The sequence below is a fragment of the Methylobacter sp. BlB1 genome, from assembly GCF_015476545.1.
GTDB lineage: Bacteria > Pseudomonadota > Gammaproteobacteria > Methylococcales > Methylomonadaceae > Methylobacter.
In genome coordinates this window covers 1-2,065 of record NZ_JADMKV010000145.1, presented here as the reverse complement: position 1 = coordinate 2,065, position 2,065 = coordinate 1, and the positions used below count along the sequence as shown (strand labels likewise).

Genomic DNA, 2,065 nt, shown 5'->3' with positions numbered 1-2,065 from the left:
TGCACGAAGGTCGGGCGCAGCTCGCTGTCCATGCCGAACAGCCGCTCGCTCGGCGTCAGCGTCGCGCCTGACAGCAGCGCCGGGAAGATCTCTTCGACGGAGAGGTCGAAATTGATTGAGTTTTGCTGCAGAACCGTATCGGCAGCAGTCAGCTCAAATACTTGTGCCGCACCCAGCGCATAATTGACTAGCGCCTGATGTTCGATCATCACGCCTTTCGGCTGTCCGGTCGAACCGGAGGTGTAGATGACGTAAGCCAAGTGCCGGGACGTCAGGCCGAGGCGCTGGCGGTCCAGGTTGGCTCCGGACTGCGCCGCCCAGGGGGCTGGGTCAGCGTCGAGCAGTAGGCGCGGTATAGCCGGCATGCAGTCGGCGAACCGCCCGGCCAAATCGCTTTGTATCAGGAGCACTGCCGGAGTGCTGTCGGCCAGCATGTAGGCCAGCCGGTCGGTCGGATAGGCCGGGTCCAGCGGCACATACGCTCCGCCGGCTTTGAGAATGGCCAGCAGGCCGATGATCACGTTCGGCCCGCGGTCGGCGCAGATCGCCACCCGGTCGTCGGGCTTCACGCCCAGACTGTGCAGGTAGTGCGCCAGCTGATTGGTTTTAACGTTGAGTTCAGCATAGCTCAGCCTTCCGCCGTCCCAAACCAGCGCTTCGGCATCGGGTGTTTGCAACGCCTGGGCTTCGATCAATTCATGGGCGCAACGGTCACGGGGATAGTCGGCCTGGGTAGCGTTCCAGCCGTACAGCACCTGACGGCGCTCGGCCTCCGGCAGCACGCCGATCTGGCGCATGGCGGTATCCGGCGCCGTCTCCAGGGCTGTGATCAGGTTGTCCAGCGCCGTATGCATCAAGGCGCACAGCTGTTCCGGCGCCACCGGCGACAGGGTTTGCACCGTCAGCGAAAACCCTTCGCCCAGGTCGTCCACATCCAATCCGATGGGATAGTTGGTGCGCTCTTCACCTGATAACAAAACTTCCATGCCCTGCCAGGCGGGTGCGCTGTCGGCCGAGGTGTCGTTCTGGCTGTACCGGTAGTTTATCAATGCGCTGAACAACGGTGCCGGCGCGGGCACGGCGCTGCAGCGTTGAGCCAGACTTAGCGGCGCATGTTCATGGCGCAGTAGGTCGGCCAGCCGCCGCTGCACATCACGGACCTGTTCCAGGACGCTGCCCTGGGCCAGCTGCACGCGCAGCGGCAGGGTATTGATGAACATGCCCAGCACCCGCTCGACGCCCTCCCCGCCCTGCATGCGCCCGAACAATACCGTGCCGAAGACCACGTCATCGCGGCCTGAGGTCCGTGACAACACAGCGGCCCAGGCCAGATGAAACAGGCTGGCGGCGCTGATGCCCAAGGCCCTGGCCTGTTCCCGTATCCGCCGTGCCAGATCCGTGGCGATGGACTGGCTGGCTTCCTGAATTTGGCTGCCGTCGCCTAGTACGTCGAGCAAGCCGAACGGCGCGGTCGGCTCATCGATATCGCCGAGCATCTCGCGGAAAAAGGCTTCGTGCTCTTCCGGCTTTATCCCCAGCCGCGCCTGCGCGACGAAGTTGCGGAACGGCAGCGGCGCAGGCAATTGGTCTATTTGGCCCAACTGGTGCATCTGGATCTCCTCCAATAGGATATCCAGCGCGGTATGGTCGAGCGACAAATGGTGAGTCATCAGCAACAGCAGCCAACGCCCTTTCCTTGAGTCATAGGCCGTAAAGCCGTTGATCAATGGCGCCTGGCGCACGTCAACGCGATAATGCCTCGGATCGTAACGTCCCAGCAGTTGTTCAGCGGCCTCGCCGGCTTCAGCGTCAATAGCGATCTGCTCAACTCTCAGCGGAGCCTGGCGCCACACGACCTGCACCGGTTCCGGCAGACCTTCCCAGGCCACGGCCGTGCGCAAAATATCGTGGCGGTCGACCACCGCCTGGAGAGAAATCAAGAAACTGTCGAGGCGTTCGCGCGTGTCGAACGCCACCAGGGCCGGCAGCAGGTAGGCATCCCCTTCGGACTCCATCAGATGGTGGAACAGAATGCCTTCCTGCAGCGGCGCCAGCGGATAGATAT

1 protein-coding gene is annotated in these 2,065 nt (G+C 63.0%); it reads right to left on the bottom strand.

Going from position 1 to position 2,065, the window contains the following annotated elements; translation table 11 throughout:
* On the bottom strand, positions 1–2,015 hold a 2,015-nt coding region (locus tag IT781_RS21690), incomplete at its 3' end, for an AMP-binding protein (RefSeq protein ID WP_228779350.1).
* Positions 2,016–2,065 lie beyond the last annotated feature (50 nt).